The organism is Bariatricus sp. SGI.154 (assembly GCF_050313795.1).
In the GTDB taxonomy this organism is placed as follows: Bacteria; Bacillota; Clostridia; order Lachnospirales; family Lachnospiraceae; genus CAMBRQ01.
Genome location: NZ_JBNPMC010000019.1, coordinates 1 through 17,123, shown reverse-complemented (window position 1 = coordinate 17,123; position 17,123 = coordinate 1). Strand labels below are relative to the sequence as shown.

Here is a 17,123-nt window from a genome sequence, read left to right as displayed (position 1 = left end):
TTTAAATCCCCCTGTCCCCAATTGATTTCTGCAATCAAAAAAACACACCCGAATCTCTCCGGGTGTGTCCATATCTCACATCAGACTATACAAGTTCGATCAGAACTTCCATTGCTGCATCACCTTTACGCTGACCAATCTTTACGATTCTTGTGTAACCACCGTTACGGTTCTCGTATTTTGGTGCGATCTCGTCAAAGAGTTTTGCAACAAGGTCTACTTCTTTTGTATTTTTCTTTCTTCCAGCCTGTGCTGTTGGCACTTCTTTTACTGGGTAAAGAACTTTCAGCATCTCACGGCGAGCGTGAAGTCTGCTTGGCATATCTTTCTTAATTATCTTATCTACTTCATCATATACAGTAACTTTCTTGCCATCTACAACTTCTTTTACTCTCTTGCCATCTTTGTCCTTGCGGGCAACTTTAGCCTTTACAGTAACCTCTTCGTAGTTGTCTTTCTCTCTTACTGCCATTGCGATAAGACCTTCAGCGATCTTACGGATCTCTTTTGCCTTTGCTTCTGTGGTAACAATCTTGCCATTGTTGATCAATGCTGTTACCTGGTTTCTTAATAATGCTTTTCTCTGGCTTGATGTTCTGCCAAGTTTTCTATACTTTGCCATTTTTCTAATCCTCCATTAATTACACTTGGTTATGCTTCTTCGGGCTTACTAGCCAAATGCTCCATCATGCGCATCGGGCTTACTGATGAAATTACAAAAGGTAGTTCTTCGGCTTACACCGAAGAACAGAGTTCGTACTAGGTTCGTGAAATACCTCGCCAAGTGCTTACTCTTCCCCTCTGCTTAAACCTAATCCCAATTCATCTAATTTTGCAAGTACTTCTTCCAGAGACTTGCGTCCCAGGTTACGTACTTTCATCATATCTTCCGGAGTTCTGTTCGTCAGTTCTTCTACGGTATTGATTCCCGCTCTCTTCAGGCAGTTGTATGAACGAACGGATAATTCTAATTCATCAATGCTCATCTCAAGAACTTTCTCTTTCTCATCATCCTCTTTCTCGATCATAACTTCTGCAGCCTGAGCCACTTCAGACAAGTCGATGAAGAGTTTCAGATGCTCGCTTAATACCTTAGCAGCAAGGCTGACAGCTTCATCCGGAAGCAATGTACCATTGGTATATACATCTAATGTTAATTTATCAAAATCTGTAATCTGTCCAACACGCGTGTTTTCTACTGTAAGGTTCACACGCTCCACCGGGGTGTAAATAGAATCGACTGGAATTACTGCGATTGGCAATTCCTCGTTTTTATTCTTGTCAGCACTCACATATCCTCTACCCTTTGTGATGGTAAGTTCCATGTATAACTTGCTGTCTGCCCCGCCGTTCAGTGTTGCGATAACTGTCTGCGGATTCATGATCTCGATATCCTGATCCACCTGGATATCCGCTGCTGTAACAACGCCTTCTCCTTCGAACTCAATATAAGCTGTCTTTGGTTCATCTGTTTCAGATGTGTTCTTGATAGCCAGTGACTTCAAGTTCATGATAATCTCAGTAACATCTTCCTTAACACCTGGAATAGAACTGAACTCATGAAGAACACCATCGATCTTCACCTGGCTGATTGCAGCACCCGGCAATGATGAAAGCATGATTCTTCTAAGAGAATTACCTAACGTTGTACCATAACCTCTTTCAAGCGGTTCTACAACAAATCTTCCATACTTCTTATCTTCTGAAATCTCAGTTATTTCAATATTGGGTTTATTAAAATCAAACACTAAGTCCACCTCCTGTGGTGTTACGGGTTATTATTTAGAGTACAACTCGACGATTAACATCTCATCTACAGGAACATCAATTACTTCACGTCTTGGAAGTTCTTTTACAGTTCCTTTCAGGTTCTCAAGGTCAGCCTCTAACCATTCCGGAACCAGACGTCCGCCTGTAACCTCTACGATCTCTTTATATCTTGGAGAGCTTTTGTGTTTTTCTTTGATTTCGATCACATCGCCTGCTTTGATCAAGTAAGAAGGAATGTTGATCTGTTTTCCGTTAACAAGTACATGCTTGTGGTCAACAATCTGTCTAGCCTCACGTCTTGTTCTGGCAAGTCCAAGACGGAATACTACGTTATCTAATCTGGACTCAAGCAGTCTCATCAGGTTCTCACCTGTCATACCACTCATGCGCTGAGCCTTCTCGAAATAGTTTCTGAAAGGTTTCTCTAATACGCCATAGATAAATTTAGCTTTCTGTTTCTCACGTAACTGAAGACCATACTCGCTCATTTTTCTGTTGGATCTCTTTAACTGTCTGTTAGACTTTTTGTCAATTCCCAAATATACAGGATCCATTCCAAGGGATCTGCATCTTTTAAGAACCGGAACTCTATTTACTGCCATGTTTTTGCTTTCCTCCTATTTAAATTCGGATAAATCAATCCGTTAACGTAATATAATATAAAATGATAATTAGACTCTTCTGCGTTTCGGCGGACGGCAACCATTGTGTGGTACCGGAGTAACATCCTTAATGCTTGTTACATCGATTCCGCATGCCTGAAGGGCACGGATTGCTGCTTCTCTACCTGAACCTGGTCCTTTAACCATTACGTCAACTGATTTTAAACCATGTACTAATGCTGCTTTAGCTGCTGTCTCAGCTGCCATCTGAGCTGCATAAGGGGTAGATTTCCTTGAACCTCTAAATCCCAGACCGCCTGCACTTGCCCATGAAAGAGCGTTACCCTGTGCATCTGTTAATGTTACGATTGTATTATTAAAAGATGACTGGATGTGTGCTTGTCCGTGTTCAACGTTTTTCTTGACACGCTTCTTTGTTACTTTCTTTGCAACTTTCTTTGCCATAATAAAACTAACCTACACTTTCCTCAAATTTTTATTTCTTTTTGTTTGCTACTGTTCTCTTAGGACCTTTTCTTGTTCTTGCATTGGTCTTTGTCTTCTGACCACGAACCGGAAGTCCTTTTCTGTGACGGATTCCTCTATAGCATCCGATTTCCTGTAATCTCTTGATGTTCAGGGCGATCTCTCTACGAAGATCACCTTCTACTGTCTGAGTCTCATCGATTACTGCACTAATCTTCTTTACATCTTCGTCTGTAAGATCTCTACAGCGAATGTCAGGATCAACTCCTGCCTGTGCTAAAATACGGGTTGCACTCGGTCTACCAATACCGTAGATATAAGTTAATCCGATTTCAACACGTTTGTCTCTTGGTAAATCTACACCTGCAATACGAGCCATGTGAATTTCCTCCATTTTCTTTTTTTCTTTTTGCTCCGAAGTCCATCTCGATTCCGCTTCGCTTCATCTCGATGCGGGGCTTCGCCCTATGCTTCTTATATAATACATCCCATTGCAAGCATGCTTGCATGTGCTGATTATATAATCTGCGCACTTCTCTGTTTTCACACATTGTCTTTAATAGGGACGACCAGGAATCTTCCTTCTCGTCCAGGCATGTTTCGGTATCCATGCCCTTTCCGGCCACCGAGGCATTCGGTAATGACGGGCCGGCATTAGAAGCAATATACGAGGATGCTCACCGGCTAAAGGTGCTCCTTGTATATTAAATAGTCTACACACTTCCTGGCGTGTCGACTATCAGCCGCCTAATTCGTTCTGCATAAAAGTGTTCAGTGCCTAACCCTGACGCTGTTTATGCTTTGGATTCTCGCAGATAATGCGAATGCTTCCTTTTCTCTTAATAACTTTGCATTTTTCGCAAATTGGTTTTACTGATGATCTAACCTTCACGGGGATCCTCCTTTCATCCATTGCTCTGCCTATAGTTCTTACACATTTTCAAGTGCATAAAATTACGCACTAATATAAAAGCACCCAAAAACGTGCTTATATAGTATAACACTATAATTCTACCAAAGTCAATAGATAATTTAATATTATTTATCTCTCCAAATAATTCTTCCTTTTGAAAGATCATATGGGGATAATTCCAGTGTTACTTTATCTCCGGGCAGGATCTTGATAAAGTTCATTCTCAATTTGCCGCTGATGTGTGCAAGCACTTGATGTCCATTCTCAAGTTCTACCTGAAACATTGCGTTTGGCAATTTTTCTACTACTGTTCCTTCAATTTCAATTACGTCAGCTTTTGACATGGTTTCATTCCTCCTGTTTCTTCTCTTCCCTATTCCATTCTTTAAGTATTCGTTTTATTGCTACATCATCTGCCGCGGTGACATCATGCTCTTTGCAGATAATCTGAACATGTTTCTTTTTTTTCTTTTTCAGTCTATCTAATGTTCTAATACTGCCATCCGCTAAATATACATATGTGTCGTCAATGTCAATTATAACATAAACCTTACCTGTATCATGACCCGCTTTCGATCTCGCAAGCATTCCTATCCTGTATCTGTCCATAACCGCGTCCTTTCTATAGAGAAGGAAGTTCTCTGGTAAAGCTTAAAAGTCTCGGTTCACTCTCTGTTATCAGCACCGTATTCTCATAATGTGCAGACAGGCTGTGATCTCTGGTGACGACCGTCCATTCATCATCGAGCCAGTTTACTTCCCATGATCCGATATTGATCATCGGCTCAATCGCCAGCGTCATTCCGGCTTTGAGTTTCACGCCTCTTCTATTCATCTTGTAATTCGGTATCTCAGGTGCCTCATGCAGGGCAGTGCCTATTCCATGTCCACACAGATCGCGGACCACTCCATACCCATGTGCTTCGGCATAACTGCCAATCGCTGCCGATATGTCAAATAGATAATTGCCTTCTTTCGCATACTTTATACCTTCAAAGAAGCATTCTTTCGTAATCTTCATCAATTGCTGCGCTTCTTTGCTGACCTCTCCGATGCCGTGCGTCCGCGCGGCATCAGAGTGATAACCTTTATAGATAACACCTGCATCCAGACTGACAATATCGCCCTCCTGGAGGATTCTGTCTTTACTTGGGATGCCATGGACTACCTCATCATTCACTGATACACAGATTGATGCAGGATATCCATTATAATTAAGAAAAGAAGGAATACAATCATAACTGCGGATTACTTCTTCTCCCAGTCTGTCTATATCCAGAGTACTCATCCCTGGTTGCAGTGCCTTTTCTAACTCTTCATGAACAATCTCTAATATACGTCCGGCTTCTGTCATTAATTCAATTTCTCTGGCCGATTTGATAGTGATTGGCATGTGCTTACTCTCCTAAGATATCTACAATTGTCTGGAATACGTCATTAATATCAACAGTTCCGTCAACCGTCTTCAAGATTCCTGCATTGGTGTAGTAGTCAATCAACGGCTGTGTCTGCTCATGGTATACGCCAAGACGCTTTTTCACAGTCTCCGGCTTATCATCATCTCTTAAGATCAGTTCTTTTCCGCAAGTATCACAGATACCCTCAACCTTTGTTGGCGCATACTCAAGATGATATGTAGCTCCGCATCCAACACAAGCACGACGTCCTGACATACGATGTACAATATTTTCGTCCGGAACATCTACGTCGATTGCATAATCCATCTTCTCTCCAAGTGCTGCGAGCGCTTTATCAAGTGCCTCTGCCTGCGGAATCGTTCTCGGGAATCCATCCAGTACATAGCCCTTCTCACAGTCATCCTGCTTTACACGATCTACTACCAGGTCTACTACCAGTTCGTCCGGAACCAGAAGTCCCTGATCCATGTATGTCTTTGCTTTATTACCCAGTTCCGTTCCATTTTTAATATTCGCTCTGAAAATATCACCGGTTGAGATGTGAGGAATGCCGTACTTTGCTGCAATTTTCTTTGCCTGAGTTCCTTTGCCCGCTCCCGGAGCGCCTAACATAATTATTTTCATATAGATGTTCCTCCTCTTTATAGCATTTTAACCCGCGAAAAAAATCCCGCGAGTCAAAATTATTAGTTATTTAAAAATCCCTTATAGTTACGTACAAGCATCTGAGATTCGATCTGTTTCATGGTCTCCAGCACAACGCTGACGATAATGATAAGTGAAGTACCTCCGAAAGATACTTTTGCTCCCAGTGTTCCGTTGAAGAAAATCGGAATCACCTGTATTACTATAAGCCCACATGCCCCGATAAAGATAATATAATTCAATATCGTGGTCAAATACTCCACAGTCGGTCTTCCCGGACGGATACCAGGAATGAATCCACCATTCTTCTTCATATTATTCGCGATTTCTAACGGATTGAATGTGATTGACGTATAGAAATAAGCGAAAAATACAGTCAGAACAATGTATACCAGTAATCCCCAACTATATTTCAACTGCTGTGGATTACACCAGTTGCCCTGGTTCATTCCTCTTAAGATCTCGCTGCCAATTCCGGAGCCATTGCCTTTTCCTAAGAAAGAAGCAATCACAATCGGAAACTGCATCAAAGATGATGCGAAGATAATCGGAATTACTCCGGCAGTATTGACTTTTAATGGAATGTTACTGGACTGTCCGCCATAGGTTCTTCTTCCTACGACTTTCTGTGAATACTGTACTGTAATTCTTCTCTCGCCGCCCTGAAGGATAACAACAAACACAACGAGAACCAGGATAATTGCAAGGATAACAGCCACTGCAAGGCTGGCAGATGCAATCGGCTTGCCTTTTACAAACTGCTCAAACAATGAAGTCATATCGCTAGGTATACGTGAGATAATATTAATTACCAGCACGATGGAGATACCATTCCCCACACCCTTTTCCGTAATTCTCTCACCAATCCACATCAGGAATGCTGATCCTGCTGTAAGTGTCAGAACTACGATCACCGCATTTACAAAATTGAACTCTACCAGAAGTCCCTGGCGTCCGAATCCAACAGCCATAGCGGTAGACTCGAATAATGCAAGACCTACGGTAAGATAACGTGTAATCGCTACAATCTTCTTTCTTCCTTCCGCTCCTTCTTTCTGCATCTCCTCAAGTTTCGGAATTGCAATGGTCAGAAGCTGCATGATAATAGAAGATGTAATGTACGGTGTAATACTCAGAGCAAATACTGACATCTGCTCAAATGAGCCACCGGTGAAAGCGTTAAACAAGTTAAACGCCTCACCAGTGTTCTGTGCAAAAAACTCTTTAATGTAATTGGAATTCACTCCAGGGGTTGGAAGCTGTGATCCAATTCTTATAACGATTAACATCAAAAACGTATATCCGATTTTCTTGCGAATGTCTTTGATTTGAAATGCTTTTCGGAAAGTTTCTAACATTAGATCACCTCTGCTTTTCCACCTACAGCCTCAATCTTCTCTACAGCACCTGCGCTGAACGCATTAGCCTGAACAGTTAATTTCTTTGTCAGTTCACCGTTTCCAAGAATCTTAACACCATCTCTTGGATTCTTTACGATACCCTGCTCGATCAATGTCTCTACAGAAACAACTGCGTCATTATCAAATACTTCAAGAGCACTTACATTAATACCAACGATTGTCTTAGAGTTTCTGTTAGTGAAACCTCTCTTTGGTATTCTTCTATATAATGGCATCTGACCACCTTCGAAACCTGGTCTTGTTGCTCCGGAACGAGCCTTCTGACCTTTGTGTCCCTTACCAGCCGTCTTACCATTTCCAGAACCGTGTCCACGTCCTCTTCTGAAATTATCACTCTGTTTTGCTCCATCAGCAGGTCTTAAGTTTGATAAATCCATTGTGACACCTCCTTATCTGAATATTATACTTACGCTTCTTCTACTTTTAACAGATACTCTACCTGTTTGATCATACCTCTTGTTGCTGCATTATCCGGAAGTACAACTGTTTTGTGTAACTTCTTTAATCCTAATGCTTCAACAGTTCTCTTATGCTTCGGTACAGCACCAATTGTAGATTTTACTAATGTAACTTTTAAGTCTGCCATCTTCATCTACCTCCTTAGCCTAAGATCTCTTCAACAGATTTACCGCGAAGCTTAGCTACCTCTTCCGGAGTCTTAATCTGGCGTAATCCATCGATAGTAGCCAGAACAACGTTCTGCTTATTGTTAGAACCAAGAGATTTTGTACGGATATTCTTGATTCCTGCCATCTCGATTACGGCACGCGCCGGACCACCGGCGATAACTCCTGTACCTTCTGGGGCTTTCTTCAATAATACGGAAGCGCCTCCGAATTTACCGGTAAAATCATGTGTAATACTTTCATTATCATCTAATGCTACAGAAATAAGATTCTTTGCTGCATCTTCTTTTCCTTTACGGATTGCTTCCGGAATCTCAGTAGCTTTTCCTAAACCTGCACCAACATGGCCATTTCCATCGCCAACAACTACTAAAGCTGTGAATCTCATATTACGGCCACCCTTAACAACTTTGGTTACACGTTTAATTGATACTACTTTTTCATTTAATTCTAACTGACTAGCATCAATACGTTCTTGTTTCATGTGTGCTCCTCCTTCTAGAAATTCAACCCAGCTTCTCTAGCTGCGTCTGCTAATGCCTGAATTTTACCCTGGTATATAAAGCCGCCTCTATCAAAGACAACATCCTTAATACCTTTTTCAATTGCCTTTTCAGCAATTACTTTTCCCAAATATGCTGCTGCATCAACGTTGTTAGTTTTCTCCAGGTTTGCTTTCACATCTTTCTGAAGAGTGGAAGCGGAAACCAGAGTATGATGAGCTGTATCGTCGATGATCTGAGCATACATATGATTGTTACTTCTAAATACTGCCAAACGTGGGCACTCAGCAGTACCGCTCAAACGGTTACGTAATTTTCTGTGTTTATTAACACGAACAACACTTCTTGATTTTTTGCTAACCATTTTTACACTCTCCTTTCTTATTTCTTACCAGTCTTACCAACTTTACGTCTAATAACTTCATCAGCATACTTGATACCTTTGCCCTTATATGGCTCCGGTCTTCTCTTATCTCTGATTTCAGCTGCGTATTGGCCTACTTTTTCTTTATCGATACCCTTAACAACGATCTTGTTCTGACCTTCAACTACTGTCTCAACGCCTTCCGGATCGATCATTTCAACTGGGTGAGAGTATCCAAGACTTAATGTTAATTTGTTTCCGGATTTTGCTGCTCTGTAACCAACACCGTTAACTTCCAGAACCTTCTCATATCCGTTAGTTACACCAACAACCATGTTGTTGACCAATGTTCTTGTAAGACCGTGTAAAGATTTCATCTTCTTTAAATCATTTGGTCTTGTTACAACAACTTCTTCACCTTCCACTTTGATCTCCATCTCTGTTGGAAGTTCTCTTTCAAGAGTTCCCTTTGGACCTTTTACAGTCACTTTATTATTCTCTGCAATTTCAACAGTAACGCCTGCTGGGATTGCGATTGGATGTCTTCCTATACGTGACATACCTTTTCCTCCTTAACTTAAATTCTCGGAATGAACCTTATTCATTCTGTTTTCAGTTGCGTTGCCCCATTTTCATGCAATGGGCGAATGTGGAAGTTCTCTTCGCTTTGCTCAGAGAACAGCCTTCTCACTAGACTCAGCCTGCGCTAGACGCTTGGCTTCGCCAAGTGTTCAGTGCTTACCAAATATAGCAAAGTACTTCTCCGCCTACGCCGAGTTTTCTTGCTTCTTTGTCTGTGATTACGCCTGCATTGGTAGAGATGATTGCTGTACCAAGTCCGCCGAATACCTTCGGTACGTTAGCGCTGCTTGCGTATACACGGAGTCCAGGCTTAGAGATTCTCTTAAGACCTGTAATAACTTTTTCATTCTTGTCTGCACCGTATTTTAATGTGATGTGAAGTGTTTTGAACACACCATCTTCAACGATATCATATTTCTCAATGTATCCTTCATCTAACAGAATGTTTGCAATAGCAAGTTTCATCTTAGAAGATGGTACATCTACTGTATCATGTTTAGCAGTATTAGCATTACGGATTCTTGTAAGCATATCTGCGATTGGATCACTCATAGTCATGATTTCTTTTCCTCCTTACCAACTTGCCTTCTTAACGCCTGGGATCTGTCCTTTATATGCCAGTTCACGGAAGCAAACACGGCAGATTCCATATTTTCTCAAATATGCATGTGGACGTCCACAGATTCTGCAACGATTGTATTCTCTGGTAGAGAACTTCTGCTTACGCTGCTGTTTTACTTTCATTGCTGTCTTAGCCATAATTTACCTCCTTATTTTGTAAATGGCATGTTGAACTGTTTCAGCAGTTCACGCGCCTCTTCATCTGTCTTAGCAGTTGTAACAAAGATGATATCCATACCTCTTACCTTGTCGATCTTATCATATTCGATCTCAGGGAAGATCAGCTGTTCTTTGATACCAAGAGCATAGTTACCTCTTCCGTCAAATGCGTTAGGGTTAACTCCTCTAAAGTCACGTACACGAGGAAGTGCAAGGTTGATCAGGCGATCAACGAACTCATACATCTTCTCTCCTCTTAAAGTAACTTTACATCCGATTGACATTCCTTCTCTTATCTTGAAGTTAGCAACGGACTTCTTAGCCTTACAGATAACTGCTTTCTGTCCTGTAATCTTCTCCAGATCAGCTACTGCTGAATCTAACAGTTTTGCATTATCTTTTGCCTCGCCGACACCCATGTTGATAACAACCTTGTCGAGCTTCGGCACTTCCATAATATTCTTATAACCGAACTTCTTGATCAATGCGTCAACGATCTCGTTCTGGTATTGTTCTTTCAGTCTACTCAAAGCTTATGGCCCTCCTTCCTCAGATTAATCAATCACTTCGCCTGTTGATTTTGCGTAACGAACTTTCTTGTCGCCATCCATCTTAATACCTACTCTTGTTGCTTTTCCCTTGTGAACATACATTACGTTGGATGCATCGATAGGTCCTTCCTGATGAATGATACCGCCATTCTGATTAGCAGCACTTGGCTTTGTGTGTTTTGTCAGCATGTTAACGCCTTCAACAACAACTTTGCCTTCTTTCTGATTAACAGCAATTACCTTGCCTTCTTTGTCTTTATCCTTACCAGCGATAACCTTAACAGTGTCGCCTTTTTTGATCTTTAACATTGACATCTTGCTCGCACCTCCTTAAAGTACTTCCGGAGCCAAGGAAACAATTCTCATGAATTGTTTGTCACGAAGCTCTCTTGCTACTGGCCCAAAGATACGGGTTCCTCTTGGTGTCTTATCATCTTTTATAATTACAGCAGCATTTTCGTCAAAACGGATATAAGAACCATCTTTACGACGAGTACTATTAACAGTACGAACAACTACAGCCTTAACTACATCACCTTTTTTAACAACGCCGCCTGGTGTTGCATCTTTAACAGTCGCAATAATTACATCACCGATACTTGCATATCTTCTGGTTGAACCGCCCATAACACGGATACACAGTAATTCTTTCGCACCTGTGTTGTCTGCTACTTTCAGTCTGCTTTCTTGCTGTATCATGCAGGTTTCCCTCCTTATACTATTTCACTTTTTCCATAACTTCAACAAGTCTCCATCTCTTGTCCTTAGAGAGCGGTCTTGTTTCCATAACTTTTACTTTGTCGCCAATGTTGCACTCATTGTTCTCATCATGTGCTTTCAACTTATAAGTTCTCTTTACGATTTTCTTATAAAGTGGATGTTTTACATGATCTTCAACTGCAACAACTATGGTCTTATCCATTTTATTACTGATAACCTTGCCCACACGGGTTTTTCTAAGATTTCTTTCCACAGTCTTTACTCCTTTCATCTAAATAATGAAGTTCTTTTCGCTAGGCTCGACAATACCTCGCCAATCTCAAAGAACGGCCTACGTGCTAAGCTCGAAAGAACCTCGCCAATCACTACCGGCCAGCTTTTTCAGTAATTACTGTCTGAATTCTGGCAATGTTTCTTCTAACTTCTTTGATTCTGCTTGTATTATCTAACTGATTCGTTGCGTTCTGGAATCTTAAGTTAAACAGTTCCTTTTTAGCAGCTACTAATTCTTCGTTCAGCTCTGCAGCTGATTTTGTCTTTAAATCTTCTACAAATGCATTAATTTTCACTGTTATCACCGCCTTCTAAGTCTGCACGAGATACAATCTTACATTTACATGGTAACTTGTGCATAGCAAGACGCAGCGCCTCTCTTGCAACCTCTTCAGGTACTCCTGCAAGTTCGAACATTACGCGTCCTGGCTTAACAACTGCTACCCAGTACTCTAAGGTTCCTTTACCAGAACCCATACGTGTCTCAGCTGGTTTCGTAGTTACAGGTTTATCCGGGAATATCTTGATCCAAACTTTACCACCACGCTTGATGTAACGAGTCATGGCAACACGGGCAGCCTCGATCTGGTTGGAACGGATCCAGCATGGTTCCATTGCAACGATACCATATTCACCATTTGTAATCTTGTTTCCGCGAAGTGCTTTACCCTTCATGGAACCACGGAATTGTTTACGACGTTTTACTCTTTTTGGCATTAACATGATTATCTATCTCCTTCCTTTGATGCTTTTTCCGGAAGAACTTCGCCTTTGTAAATCCATACTTTAACACCAACTTTTCCATAAGTTGTGTCAGCCTCAGCGAATCCGTAGTCGATGTCTGCTCTCAGTGTCTGAAGCGGAATTGTTCCCTCGCTGTAGAACTCTGTACGAGCCATATCAGCACCGCCAAGACGTCCAGATACAGAAGTCTTAACACCAAGCGCTCCTGATTTCATAGTTCTGGACATGCAGGACTTCATTGCACGTCTGAAAGAGATACGGTTCTCAAGCTGCAGAGCGATATTCTCTGCTACTAACTGAGCATCTTTATCCGGTCTCTTGATTTCTTTGATATCAACAACTAACTTCTTATCTGTAAACTGTGCTAATTCACCTTTTACTTTTTCGATCTCTGCTCCACCCTTACCGATTACGACACCAGGTTTTGCTGTATAGATAATGATCTTAACACGGTCGGATGCTCTTTCGATCTCAATCTTAGAAACACCGGCACTGTATAATCTCTTCTTAAGATACGTTCTGATTTCATGGTCTTCTACTAAGTAATCTGCAAAATCCTTCTCTGCATACCACTTGGAGTCCCAGTCTTTGATAACACCGACTCTTAAGCCATGAGGATTAACTTTCTGTCCCATGATTGCCCTCCTTATCTTTCATCAAGCACAAGTGTAATGTGGCTCATTCTCTTCTCGATTCTATAAGCTCTGCCCTGTGCTCTAGGTCTGATTCTCTTCATTGTTGGTCCTTTGTTTGCATAAGCCTCTGCAATATAAAGATTCTCAGCATTCATACCGTTATTGTTCTCAGCATTTGCAATCGCTGACTCTAATAATTTCTTTATTAAACTAGAAGCATATCTTGGATTGTAAGTTAAAATACCAAGTGCTGTTGTTACATCCTTACCTCTGATGGCATCTAATACGTAGCATGCTTTCTGAACAGAAACTCTTGCATAAGATAACTTAGCAGAAGGTCTCGTGTCTTTGTTAGCATTTCTCTCTCTCTTGATTTGGGATCTATGTCCTTTTGCCATGGATGAACCCTCCTTTCACAATGTAATTATCTAACTCTTGATTTCTTTTCGTCTTTTCCGTGTCCTCTATATGTTCTGGTAGCAACGAACTCACCAAGTTTGTGACCTACCATATCTTCTGTTACATATACAGGTACATGTTTTCTTCCGTCATGAACGGCAATTGTATGTCCAACCATGCTTGGGAAGATTGTAGAACGGCGAGACCATGTCTTGATCACAGACTTGTCTCCTGCCGCGTTCATAGCATCAATCTTCTTGAGCAGGCTTGCGTCTGCGAATGGTCCTTTTTTAATTGAACGTGCCATAGGTTTTAACCTCCTCGTGAAAATTATTTAATAGCTCTACCATCTCTTCTTCTTACAATCAACTTGTTAGAAGCTTTGTTTTTCTTTCTTGTCTTAAGACCAAGTGCTGGCTTGCCCCAAGGTGTACACGGACCCGGACGACCGATTCCCGTCTTACCTTCACCACCACCGTGCGGATGGTCATTCGGGTTCATAACAGAACCACGAACTGTTGGTCTGATACCCATGTGACGCTTACGTCCTGCTTTACCAATGTTGATCAGGTTGTGATCGCCATTTCCTACAACTCCAACGGATGCGCGGCATTCGATTGGAACCATTCGCATCTCTCCTGATGGAAGTCTCAATGTAGCATACTTTCCTTCTTTTGCCATCAACTGAGCGCTGTTACCTGCGGAACGAACCAACTGTCCGCCTTTTCCAGGATGAAGTTCGATATTGTGAATCTGAGTACCTACAGGGATCTCAGAAAGTGGGAGGCAGTTACCGATCTTAACTTCGGCTTCTGGTCCATTCATGATCTTCATTCCATCTTTTAATCCTTCTGGTGCAAGGATATATGCTTTCTCACCATCTTCATAACAGATCAGAGCGATATTAGCTGTTCTGTTCGGATCGTATTCGATACCGATTACGGTTGCGTGGATACCGTCTTTTCTTCTCTTGAAGTCGATAACTCTGTATTTTCTCTTAGCACCGCCTCCGCGATGTCTAACTGTGATTTTACCTTGGTTGTTACGTCCTGCCTGTCTGCTCTTTAGAGCTAACAAAGACTTCTCTGGTGTCTTCTTTGTGATCTCTGAGAAATCAGAACCAGTCATCTGTCTTCTGGAAGGCGTATATGGGCGATATGTTTTAATTCCCATGATTGCTTCTCCTTTCAATACTGTTTATTGTCACGGTTTCTTTCCGTATGATCTACTGAATTCAGTCTCAACGGATTTACTTTTGCGCGCTTCGCGCGGTGTGTGTTCGCTTCACTAGGCTCGAAAAGACCTCGCCAAGTTCACCGAACGGGGTCCGACTAAGACTCAATTCTCGCTTTGCTCGATTTCGTCAAGTCTTATAACCCCTCAAAGATCTCGATATCTGCGCTGTCCTCTGTTAACTGAACAACTGCTTTCTTAGTCTTAGCAGTCTTACCAAACTGGTATGTTCCACGAACTCTTCTCTTCTTACCTTCATAGTTCATTGTGTTAACACTTTTTACTTTTGTTCCATTGAACATTTTCTCAACGGCTTCTTTTACCTGAGATTTGGTTGCTTCCGGGTGAACCAAGAATGTGTATTTCTTCTCGCCCATCAGTTCCATACTCTTCTCTGTTACGATTGGTTTAAGGATTACATCATAATATTGAACGTTAGCCATTATGCGTACACCTCCTCGATATTAGCAACAGCAGCCTTCGTAGCGATTACTGTGTTGTATTTTAAGACATCGTACACATTGATCGTATTAGCTCTTGCTGTCTTAACATCAGCGATGTTCTTAGCAGAGATCTCTGCGTTTGTATTGCCATCCTCTAATACTACTAATGCTTTGGATACTTCTAAGTTCTTAAGGATATTAGCGAAGTTCTTTGTCTTGATCTCATCTAACTTGATCTCATCAACAACAATGAACTTGTTCTCTTCTACCTTCGCTGTGAGCGCAGATTTAAGAGCTGCTCTCTTCTCTTTTCTATTCATCTTGAACGAATAATCTCTCGGAACTGGTGCGAATACAACTCCGCCGCCTGTCCACTGTGGAGCTCTTGTAGAACCCTGTCTAGCATGACCTGTTCCCTTTTGTCTCCATGGTTTTCTTCCACCGCCGGAAACTTCAGAACGTGTCTTAGCCTTCTGTGTTCCCTGACGTTTATTTGCAAGTTGGTTAACGACTGCCATGTGTACAAGATGTTCATTCACTTCAACACCGAATACCGCATCGCTTAATTCAATCGTACCAACTTCTTTACCTTCGATATTATAAACGGATACGTTTGCCATCTTAAAGTGTCCTCCTTCCTTCGTCAAAGCCTTAGATAGACTTTACTGCTTCTTTGATAGTTACTAAAGACTTCTTCGGTCCCGGTACAGAACCTTTTACTAACAGTAAATTGTTCTCAGCATCTACGCGCACAACTTCCAGATTCTGGATTGTGATCTTCTTGCTTCCCATGTGACCTGGCATCTTCTTGCCCTTGAATACTTTGCTCGGATCAGAAGCAGCTCCGTTAGAACCTGCATGACGATGGAACTTAGAACCGTGTGTCATAGGTCCTCTATGCTGATTGTGTCTCTTGATCGCGCCCTGGAATCCTTTTCCTTTGGAGATTGCAGTTGCATCAATCTTATCCCCGGCAGCGAAGACATCAACTTTGATTTCCTGTCCTAATTCATATTCGCCAGCGTTGTCAAACTTAAACTCTCTTACAAATTTCTTACCAGAAACACCAGCCTTTGCAAAATGTCCCTGCTCTGCTTTTGTTACACCATGACGATGAACGATCTCTTTCTTACCGCTCTTGTCTTTGTTGACAATTCTGTCTTTCTTATCAACGAATCCAACCTGAACTGCCTCGTAACCATCATTCTCTACAGTCTTGATCTGTGTTACTACACAAGGTCCAGCCTGAAGAACAGTTACAGGTGTTAATGTTCCGTCTTCGCCAAAGATCTGAGTCATTCCGACTTTTGTAGCTAAGATAGCTTTCTTCATTATAATTACCTCCTGTGATTTACAGCGGAACGCCACATGGACGTTCATCCTAAATTTTAGGAATTACTGTGTTCTTATTTGTTTTTCATCTTGATATCAATATATACACCAGCCGGCATCTCTAATCTAGATAATGCGTCAACAGTCTTCTGTGTTGGTGCAATGATATCGATCAGTCTCTTATGAGTTCTCTGCTCGAACTGCTCTCTGGAATCTTTGTACTTGTGAACAGCTCTTAAGATTGTTACTACTTCCTTCTTCGTTGGAAGCGGTACCGGTCCGCTCACCTGTGATCCATTCTTCTTAACAGTTTCGATGATTTTCTTAGCGGATGCATCTACCAACTGATGATCATACGCTTTCAAAGTGATTCTCATTACTTGACTTGCCATAAAAAAAGTCGCCTCCTTTTCGTACTTTTAACTTCAGTACGACAAGCGGTGACTGTACACTCTCCCGTGTGTGTCGTGAGAACCTCACACGTTGTTACCACATCTCAGTGGCTGTTATAGTTTCGTACAGTGACTTGTCGCCAGTTTCCTAACTTGACATTCGCTCCACGGAAAACCTACCATATATTAGGCAGCAACCTCACGCTTCACAGCTATCATGTCACAGCTTTTTTAGTATAAATGAAGAAAGGGCTTTTTGCAAGCCCTTTTTTAGAAATATTGTATTTTTTT

General features: G+C 41.6%; 32 protein-coding genes. All 32 read right to left on the bottom strand.

Annotated features, from left to right (window positions below):
* Positions 1-85 precede the first annotated feature (85 nt).
* On the bottom strand, positions 86-622 hold the full coding sequence (locus tag ACQRBN_RS10015) for a bL17 family ribosomal protein (RefSeq protein ID WP_427738823.1): 537 nt from the start codon (positions 620-622) through the stop codon (positions 86-88).
* 166 nt (positions 623-788) lie between these two features.
* On the bottom strand, positions 789-1,748 hold the full coding sequence (locus tag ACQRBN_RS10010; protein ID WP_427738822.1) for a DNA-directed RNA polymerase subunit alpha: 960 nt from the start codon (positions 1,746-1,748) through the stop codon (positions 789-791).
* 30 nt (positions 1,749-1,778) lie between these two features.
* Positions 1,779-2,372, bottom strand: a complete 594-nt coding sequence (gene rpsD / locus ACQRBN_RS10005) for a 30S ribosomal protein S4 (RefSeq protein ID WP_427738821.1) — start codon at positions 2,370-2,372, stop codon at positions 1,779-1,781.
* Between the two features lie 69 nt (positions 2,373-2,441).
* Positions 2,442-2,837: a 30S ribosomal protein S11 gene (rpsK, locus tag ACQRBN_RS10000; RefSeq protein ID WP_024731877.1), complete on the bottom strand. Its 396-nt coding sequence runs from the start codon at positions 2,835-2,837 to the stop codon at positions 2,442-2,444.
* 31 nt (positions 2,838-2,868) lie between these two features.
* On the bottom strand, positions 2,869-3,237 hold the full coding sequence (rpsM, locus tag ACQRBN_RS09995; protein WP_427738820.1) for a 30S ribosomal protein S13: 369 nt from the start codon (positions 3,235-3,237) through the stop codon (positions 2,869-2,871).
* Between the two features lie 399 nt (positions 3,238-3,636).
* Complete coding sequence (gene rpmJ, locus ACQRBN_RS09990; RefSeq protein ID WP_003022746.1) at positions 3,637-3,750, bottom strand: 50S ribosomal protein L36; 114 nt, start codon at positions 3,748-3,750, stop codon at positions 3,637-3,639.
* Between the two features lie 146 nt (positions 3,751-3,896).
* A complete protein-coding gene (gene infA / locus ACQRBN_RS09985; RefSeq protein WP_004607275.1) occupies positions 3,897-4,115 on the bottom strand; it encodes a translation initiation factor IF-1 in 219 nt (72 codons plus the stop codon).
* A 4-nt stretch (positions 4,116-4,119) separates the two neighbouring features.
* The gene (locus tag ACQRBN_RS09980; RefSeq protein WP_427738819.1) at positions 4,120-4,380 is read right to left on the bottom strand and encodes a KOW domain-containing RNA-binding protein; all 261 of its coding nucleotides are present in this window, start codon (positions 4,378-4,380) and stop codon (positions 4,120-4,122) included.
* 13 nt (positions 4,381-4,393) lie between these two features.
* On the bottom strand, positions 4,394-5,164 hold the full coding sequence (map, locus tag ACQRBN_RS09975; RefSeq protein ID WP_427738818.1) for a type I methionyl aminopeptidase: 771 nt from the start codon (positions 5,162-5,164) through the stop codon (positions 4,394-4,396).
* A 4-nt stretch (positions 5,165-5,168) separates the two neighbouring features.
* Positions 5,169-5,813 (bottom strand): adenylate kinase, encoded by a 645-nt coding sequence (locus tag ACQRBN_RS09970; protein WP_427738817.1) that lies wholly within the window; start codon positions 5,811-5,813, stop codon positions 5,169-5,171.
* 62 nt (positions 5,814-5,875) lie between these two features.
* Complete coding sequence (gene secY, locus ACQRBN_RS09965; RefSeq protein WP_427738815.1) at positions 5,876-7,192, bottom strand: preprotein translocase subunit SecY; 1,317 nt, start codon at positions 7,190-7,192, stop codon at positions 5,876-5,878.
* The gene (gene rplO / locus ACQRBN_RS09960; protein ID WP_427738814.1) at positions 7,192-7,632 is read right to left on the bottom strand and encodes a 50S ribosomal protein L15; all 441 of its coding nucleotides are present in this window, start codon (positions 7,630-7,632) and stop codon (positions 7,192-7,194) included. Before rplO ends, secY begins: the two co-directional genes overlap by 1 nt.
* A gap of 29 nt (positions 7,633-7,661) precedes the next feature.
* Complete coding sequence (gene rpmD / locus ACQRBN_RS09955; RefSeq protein ID WP_427738813.1) at positions 7,662-7,841, bottom strand: 50S ribosomal protein L30; 180 nt, start codon at positions 7,839-7,841, stop codon at positions 7,662-7,664.
* Positions 7,842-7,855: 14 nt separating this feature from the next.
* The gene (gene rpsE, locus ACQRBN_RS09950) at positions 7,856-8,365 is read right to left on the bottom strand and encodes a 30S ribosomal protein S5 (protein ID WP_427738812.1); all 510 of its coding nucleotides are present in this window, start codon (positions 8,363-8,365) and stop codon (positions 7,856-7,858) included.
* Between the two features lie 14 nt (positions 8,366-8,379).
* Positions 8,380-8,748: a 50S ribosomal protein L18 gene (gene rplR, locus ACQRBN_RS09945; protein WP_427738811.1), complete on the bottom strand. Its 369-nt coding sequence runs from the start codon at positions 8,746-8,748 to the stop codon at positions 8,380-8,382.
* A 17-nt stretch (positions 8,749-8,765) separates the two neighbouring features.
* Positions 8,766-9,308, bottom strand: coding sequence for a 50S ribosomal protein L6 (gene rplF / locus ACQRBN_RS09940; RefSeq protein ID WP_427738810.1), 543 nt, complete (start codon positions 9,306-9,308; stop codon positions 8,766-8,768).
* Between the two features lie 178 nt (positions 9,309-9,486).
* Complete coding sequence (rpsH, locus tag ACQRBN_RS09935) at positions 9,487-9,888, bottom strand: 30S ribosomal protein S8 (protein ID WP_427738809.1); 402 nt, start codon at positions 9,886-9,888, stop codon at positions 9,487-9,489.
* 15 nt (positions 9,889-9,903) lie between these two features.
* The gene (locus ACQRBN_RS09930; protein ID WP_006427396.1) at positions 9,904-10,089 is read right to left on the bottom strand and encodes a type Z 30S ribosomal protein S14; all 186 of its coding nucleotides are present in this window, start codon (positions 10,087-10,089) and stop codon (positions 9,904-9,906) included.
* An 11-nt stretch (positions 10,090-10,100) separates the two neighbouring features.
* Positions 10,101-10,640, bottom strand: a complete 540-nt coding sequence (rplE, locus tag ACQRBN_RS09925; protein ID WP_427738807.1) for a 50S ribosomal protein L5 — start codon at positions 10,638-10,640, stop codon at positions 10,101-10,103.
* Between the two features lie 24 nt (positions 10,641-10,664).
* A complete protein-coding gene (gene rplX / locus ACQRBN_RS09920; RefSeq protein ID WP_427738806.1) occupies positions 10,665-10,976 on the bottom strand; it encodes a 50S ribosomal protein L24 in 312 nt (103 codons plus the stop codon).
* A 15-nt stretch (positions 10,977-10,991) separates the two neighbouring features.
* Positions 10,992-11,360 (bottom strand): 50S ribosomal protein L14, encoded by a 369-nt coding sequence (rplN, locus tag ACQRBN_RS09915; RefSeq protein ID WP_235233701.1) that lies wholly within the window; start codon positions 11,358-11,360, stop codon positions 10,992-10,994.
* A gap of 19 nt (positions 11,361-11,379) precedes the next feature.
* A complete protein-coding gene (gene rpsQ, locus ACQRBN_RS09910; RefSeq protein WP_328282620.1) occupies positions 11,380-11,634 on the bottom strand; it encodes a 30S ribosomal protein S17 in 255 nt (84 codons plus the stop codon).
* Between the two features lie 112 nt (positions 11,635-11,746).
* Positions 11,747-11,950 carry a 50S ribosomal protein L29 gene (gene rpmC, locus ACQRBN_RS09905; RefSeq protein ID WP_235395393.1) on the bottom strand — a complete coding sequence of 68 codons (204 nt, stop codon included), beginning with the start codon at positions 11,948-11,950 and terminating at the stop codon, positions 11,747-11,749.
* On the bottom strand, positions 11,940-12,377 hold the full coding sequence (gene rplP / locus ACQRBN_RS09900) for a 50S ribosomal protein L16 (RefSeq protein WP_427738804.1): 438 nt from the start codon (positions 12,375-12,377) through the stop codon (positions 11,940-11,942). Before rplP ends, rpmC begins: the two co-directional genes overlap by 11 nt.
* Positions 12,378-12,379: 2 nt before the next feature.
* A complete protein-coding gene (gene rpsC / locus ACQRBN_RS09895) occupies positions 12,380-13,033 on the bottom strand; it encodes a 30S ribosomal protein S3 (protein ID WP_427738803.1) in 654 nt (217 codons plus the stop codon).
* Between the two features lie 11 nt (positions 13,034-13,044).
* Entirely contained in the window at positions 13,045-13,431 is a 387-nt protein-coding gene (rplV, locus tag ACQRBN_RS09890) for a 50S ribosomal protein L22 (RefSeq protein ID WP_172497403.1), read from the bottom strand.
* Positions 13,432-13,457: 26 nt separating this feature from the next.
* Positions 13,458-13,739, bottom strand: coding sequence for a 30S ribosomal protein S19 (rpsS, locus tag ACQRBN_RS09885; RefSeq protein ID WP_427738802.1), 282 nt, complete (start codon positions 13,737-13,739; stop codon positions 13,458-13,460).
* Positions 13,740-13,762: 23 nt separating this feature from the next.
* Positions 13,763-14,605, bottom strand: coding sequence for a 50S ribosomal protein L2 (rplB, locus tag ACQRBN_RS09880; RefSeq protein WP_427738801.1), 843 nt, complete (start codon positions 14,603-14,605; stop codon positions 13,763-13,765).
* 197 nt (positions 14,606-14,802) lie between these two features.
* Positions 14,803-15,108, bottom strand: coding sequence for a 50S ribosomal protein L23 (gene rplW, locus ACQRBN_RS09875; RefSeq protein ID WP_427738800.1), 306 nt, complete (start codon positions 15,106-15,108; stop codon positions 14,803-14,805).
* Complete coding sequence (rplD, locus tag ACQRBN_RS09870; protein ID WP_427738799.1) at positions 15,108-15,728, bottom strand: 50S ribosomal protein L4; 621 nt, start codon at positions 15,726-15,728, stop codon at positions 15,108-15,110. Before rplD ends, rplW begins: the two co-directional genes overlap by 1 nt.
* A gap of 31 nt (positions 15,729-15,759) precedes the next feature.
* Entirely contained in the window at positions 15,760-16,440 is a 681-nt protein-coding gene (gene rplC / locus ACQRBN_RS09865; protein WP_427738798.1) for a 50S ribosomal protein L3, read from the bottom strand.
* A 74-nt stretch (positions 16,441-16,514) separates the two neighbouring features.
* Positions 16,515-16,832 (bottom strand): 30S ribosomal protein S10, encoded by a 318-nt coding sequence (gene rpsJ / locus ACQRBN_RS09860; RefSeq protein ID WP_117603130.1) that lies wholly within the window; start codon positions 16,830-16,832, stop codon positions 16,515-16,517.
* Between the last annotated feature and the right edge of the window lie 291 nt (positions 16,833-17,123).